General features: G+C 32.6%; 5 protein-coding genes. 3 read left to right on the top strand and 2 right to left on the bottom strand.

Annotation, left to right across the window (positions count from 1 at the left end; all coding sequences use genetic code 11):
* Positions 1–79 precede the first annotated feature (79 nt).
* A complete protein-coding gene (locus FPG59_RS13345) occupies positions 80–2,098 on the top strand; it encodes a M13 family metallopeptidase (RefSeq protein ID WP_086455083.1) in 2,019 nt (672 codons plus the stop codon).
* A gap of 522 nt (positions 2,099–2,620) precedes the next feature.
* On the opposite strand, the gene FPG59_RS13340 is transcribed toward FPG59_RS13345, so the two are convergent.
* Together FPG59_RS13340 and FPG59_RS13335 are read right to left on the bottom strand one after the other, a co-directional pair.
* A complete protein-coding gene (locus tag FPG59_RS13340) occupies positions 2,621–3,166 on the bottom strand; it encodes a hypothetical protein (RefSeq protein ID WP_086455082.1) in 546 nt (181 codons plus the stop codon).
* 18 nt (positions 3,167–3,184) lie between these two features.
* Complete coding sequence (locus tag FPG59_RS13335) at positions 3,185–4,087, bottom strand: OmpA family protein (RefSeq protein ID WP_086455081.1); 903 nt, start codon at positions 4,085–4,087, stop codon at positions 3,185–3,187.
* Between the two features lie 679 nt (positions 4,088–4,766).
* Between FPG59_RS13335 and FPG59_RS13330 the strand changes: the two genes are divergently transcribed.
* On the top strand, positions 4,767–5,096 hold the full coding sequence (locus tag FPG59_RS13330; protein WP_086455080.1) for a hypothetical protein: 330 nt from the start codon (positions 4,767–4,769) through the stop codon (positions 5,094–5,096).
* 92 nt (positions 5,097–5,188) lie between these two features.
* On the top strand, positions 5,189–5,461 hold a 273-nt coding region (locus FPG59_RS13325; RefSeq protein WP_140344664.1), incomplete at its 3' end, for a hypothetical protein.

Below are 5,461 nucleotides of genomic sequence, written 5' to 3'. Positions count from 1 at the left end.
ATGTAACAAATTGCTAAAAAAGCAACTAACTATTAATAAAGTAAGAAAATATATTAAACCAACAAATAAAACTTCAACAATGAAAAACCTAAAAATTTCTTTAGTTGCTGCGGTCGTTCTTATGGCTTCGTGCAATAAAAAAGAAGAATTAATTTCGGGTGTTACCAAAAAAAATATGGATACGCTTGTGAAACCTGGTGACAACTTTGATGCCTATGTAAATGGAACCTGGGTAAAAAACAATAAAATTCCAGCAGATAAAACGTCTTACGGTGCTTTTGATATTTTGTATGATCAATCTCAAAAGGATGTAAAAGCAATTATCGAAGAAGCATCAAAAGGTACTTTTGCCGAAGGTTCAGACGAACAGAAAATTGGCGATTACTACAGCTCTTTCATGAACAGAAAAGACCGTGATGCCAAAGGAATTGCGCCAATTCAACCAGAATTGAAAAATATTGATGCTATTGCAAATTATACTGATTTGGCGGCTTATTTTGGAAAATCAAACAGAACAGGCGTTTCAATGCCTTTCTCTGTAGTGGTTACCGAAGATTTTAAAAACCCAAAACAATACACGTTAATGACTTGGCAAGGCGGGTTAGGTCTTCCTGAAAGAGAATACTATTTGCAAGTCGATGCCAAAATGGTTGAAACACGTGCGAAATATGTAGCGCATATAGAAAAAATGTTGCAGTTGGTGGGGCTTCCAAATGCAGCTGAAAGTGCTTCTAAAATCATGGCTTTGGAAACCGTATTGGCTACCAGCCACATGAAAAAAGAGGAAACCAGAAACACGGCAAAACTGTATAACAAATACAAGGTAGCAGATTTAAAAAAGTTAATGGCTGATTTCGATTGGAATGCAATGCTTAAAAATGCAGGTATTGATAAAGAAAAAACAATCGTAATTTCTCAGGTGGAATATACCAAAAGCTTAAATACTATTATCAAAAATACGCCAATTGATACTTGGAAAACCTACCTTAAATGGAGTTTGATAAACAATACTTCCAATTATTTAACAACAGCTTTAGACAAACAAAATTTTGACTTTTACGGAAAAACACTATACGGTACAGAAGCTCAGGAAGAAGATTGGAAAAGAGGTGTAAGCACTGTAAACGGTGGATTGGGAGAAATAGTAGGTAAAGTATATGTAAAAAAGCATTTCTCGCCAGAAGCAAAAGAACGCATGACCGGAATGGTTAAAAATCTTTTGAAAGCCTATGCCGAAAGTATCAAGAAGCTAGATTGGATGAGTGCAAATACCAAGAAAGAGGCACTTGCCAAAGTAGATAAATTCATGATTAAAATTGGTTATCCAGACCAATGGAGAGATTATTCAGCATTAAAAGTGGCTAAAAACGATTTGTATGGAAATGCAGAAAGAGCCAGAGCATTTGAGTACAATAGAATGTTAAACAAGTTAGGAAAACCTGTTGACAGAACAGAGTGGGGAATGACGCCTCAAACGGTAAACGCTTATTACAATCCTACCTTGAACGAAATTGTATTTCCAGCAGCTATTTTACAACCGCCTTTCTTTAATTTAAAAGCAGAAGACGCCGTAAATTATGGCGGAATTGGAGCGGTAATAGGTCATGAAATTGGTCATGGTTTTGACGATCAAGGAAGTACTTTTGATGGTGAAGGGGTTATGAGAAACTGGTGGACACCACAAGATTTAACGGCTTTTAAAGCCAAAACAAAATCATTAGTAGATCAATACAGTGCTTTCAAAGTATTTCCAGATTTAAATCTTAACGGAGAGTTTACCCTTGGAGAAAACATTGGAGATTTGGGAGGATTGAGTATTGCAATTAAAGCCTACAAACTAAGCCTTAACGGAAAAGAAGCACCAGTAATGGATGGTTTCACAGGGATTCAGAGAGTGTTTCTAGGTTGGGGACAAGTGTGGTTAGATAAAAGCCGTGAAAAAGCAATACGCAATCAAATTGCTTCTGATCCACATTCGCCAGCTAAATTCAGAATTAATGCTGTAGTACGCAACGTTCCAGAATTTTACGAAGCATTTAAAATTAAACCTACAGATTCACTTTATTTAGCAACCGATAAACGTGTTAAAATTTGGTAGACTATTTAATATCAAACGAAAGCTCAGCAGAAATGTTGGGCTTTTTTGTTTTAAAAAACATTTTGCAAGGTCTATTTCAATTCAATAAAAGTGGGATCCAAACTTTTAATTTATGTTGATTTTTAATCGGAATAGAAAGGTTCCATCATTATGATCCAGCAGAGTTTTTTATTTTTCCTACATACAATGGTGAACCATAAGTATCTCCTATGTAAGTTCAAATGGTAATTGTGCTAATTTACCATCATCGGTACAGTCTTTGGTTTTAGTATACACTCCTGTAGTAGCTGAGTCAGAATTATCGACTACAAATTTCTAGAATTAAAATTCTAAGTTCGAAAAATTTAATGTATTACTTAGCGTGTAGAACGTTACTTTTTTTTCTATAAAGTAACTCAATTAATGAAATCGTTGTCAAAAAATATAGCGTGTAGAGTTACAAATAAAACAACTCAAAATAAACAAAAAAGCTACAACAAATAAGAGTATCGTTGTAGCTTTTAAAAAATAAAATAATGTTTTTTATTCTTTTCCTCCGTCTAATTTATCTTGCCAATCTTTTAATTCTTGCCATTTTCCTTGGTATGCTAATGCAGCTTGTCTTGCCCAAGTTCCGGGAGTGTGAACAGAAAATCTTTCGCCACCTGAATCCAAAACAGCTTGGAGTTTTTCAACAGAGGATTCAGACATAGCTTGCCAAGTTTTGATGCCTGCTGCGTGAAATAATTCCTCGATTTTTGGACCAATTCCTTCTACAATTTTCAAATCATTTTCTTTGATTTTTTTTCCAAAAACCGAAGCTGCTAATTCGGAATCGAATAAAAATTTAGGAGCATCGGGTACACTTGCAAAAGATTGTGAAGTTACTTTTTTAGCATTTGCCAATTCAGCCTCTAAGTTGGCAATAGTTTTAGAATATTGATTTGATTTTTGCAAACAAGCATCCAAATCATTTTTCAAAGAACTTGAATCGGAATTGTTTTTGGACAACAACTTTCCTAACAAATAGCCTAACAAGGCACAAATTAACCCTACTATTAAGGGTATTAAGATACATGGTATATTCATAATTAAATGTGTTTTTGGTTATTTTATAGTAACAACTGTTCTTCTGTTTTTTGATTTTCCTTCTTCGCTTGTGTTGTCCGCAATAGGATTGTCTGGACCTTGCGAACTGGTTTCAATTTGTTTTGAATCAATTCCTTTTTTTATTAAAAATGCTTTAGCAAATTCAGCACGTGATTGTCCCAGAACAATGTTAGCTTCTCTTGCACCAACACTGTCGGAATGCCCTACAATACTCACTTTTGCGTTAGGAACATTTTTTAAATAAGTTGCTATTTCAGCAATTTTAGTTTGCTCCTCGGTACTCAAGTTCTCTCGAGATTCATTCGTGTTGAAATACAATATAAGTGGATTTGCATTTATTTTTGCTTTTAACACCTCCCATTGATTGTTGCTTGCTGGTTCGTTTTCAATGATGTTAAAAGATGCAGGACCAATAAGCGTGTCTGAAATCATTTCCCATTTATCTTTAATTTCTCCTTCTAAAACAAAAGAATTGGCATCAAAACCAGTTGAAATTAAATACTTTTTTAGATCATTAGCTCGAGCCAGGGCTAAATTCGGAAAAGTACTGGTGTTTTTTTCGTCGGAAGTGGCATAACCTGTAATCTTAATTTTTTTATTAGGATTAGATTGTAATGCTGTTTTCAGATTTTTAAATCCAATTGCTACAGAATCAGAAAAGGGCACAAGAGCCGCCGTTTCGTTTTTGACAAATTTTATATTGTCATTACAATGGTAGTCGAAATCGCTCCCTTTAATAGTAAAAGGAACTAGACCAGTTCTCTTATTATTGACAACAGTAGTTGAGTCGTCTAATTTCGGAGGCATCATACAGCAATTGCAACAATAGTTTTGGTACAAAAACATACCTAAAATAATGGTAACTGCAATTCCTAAAAGATAAAGAATTTTTTTTGACATAATTTTTGGGATTAAGATTCTTATCAAATTTAGTTAAAATTCATAAATAACTAACAGTCAGCTATTTGTTTTTTTTTTTTAAATCCTTATTTTGAAAAACACAAAAAAACCACAAAAGCTTAGCAATTGCGGTTGGGGATGAATTAATAGTAGGTGGATACGAGTTGTAAATGCAAGTTTTTGCTGATTTGTCTATATATTTAAATGAAATTGCTTTGGTGTTTTATAACCAAATTTTTTTCTAGGTTTATAGTTTAGTTGATGCTCTAAATCTTGAAACTGTTCTTTTGTAATATATCTAGTTGTAGCATCAATAATTTCAACAGCGATTAAAATTCCTCTAGCTTATGCTATAAATTCTTCTACTTTAACCGTGTTCACATGACACTTATCGCAACAAATTATACATTAAAAAGAGGTGATGAATTGCTTTAATACCGCTTAAAATGTAAACTTTTTGATTTTTAAAACTTCTAGAAATATCGAGATTTGAACATGGTATCTCAGAAGAATTTTAGTAGTGAATCATTCAATTTATAATAATTAATAAGATAAAAACTGTTTTAAGAAACTTTATGTTGATCAAGTATTAATCTTTTGTCAGCATTTTTGGCATTTCTGTTCGTAAATAAGAGCTTAATTTCACAATTCTAAAAATGAATTAACAAAAACGATAAAAATGGAATTAACTAAAGACCAAAAAATTCTAGATGCAATTATTAAAAAGGCATGGCAGGATCCAACTTTTAAAAGCAATTTAATAGCTAGCCCCATCACAACTATAGAAAATTTTTTAGGGCAGCCTTTTCATTTGCCTGAGGGTAAGAATATTGCGTTTGTTGATCAAACAGATTTTTCAACAATTTTTATCAATATTCCAGCTGAGGTTAATATGGATGATGTAGAATTAAATGAAGAGCAATTAGACATAGTATCTGGTGGGGATGGAGATATAATACCCCCAGTTATAATTAAGCCTAACAATTATACAGGGGATATCTTTAAATAAATTTAACTTATTTGCAATTTTAAATATTAAAAACGTACCTATTCTAAACTTGAATATGTACGTTTTCATATTTTATCATAACCAATATACTCATGAAAAGAGTCATACATATTGTTTTCTCTATTTTTCTATTATTTAATGGAATATCTTTTTTTGGGCAATCAAGAATTAAACAAAAAATTATTCTGACAAAAAAGGAAAACATTAAAATGGCTGATTCAATTCTAAACCTTGGTATGAAACATCAAGATGCAGGAGAGTATTCAAAATCATTACTCTTGTTTGACAAGAGTTTAAGGATTTATAATCATTTGGGTAAAAGCAAAAATGTGGGTGACTGTTTTAGTTATAAAGCAGTAACCTTT

Source organism: Flavobacterium sp. FPG59 (assembly GCF_002150205.1).
GTDB lineage: Bacteria > Bacteroidota > Bacteroidia > Flavobacteriales > Flavobacteriaceae > Flavobacterium.
This window is presented reverse-complemented; position numbering and strand designations above follow the sequence as displayed.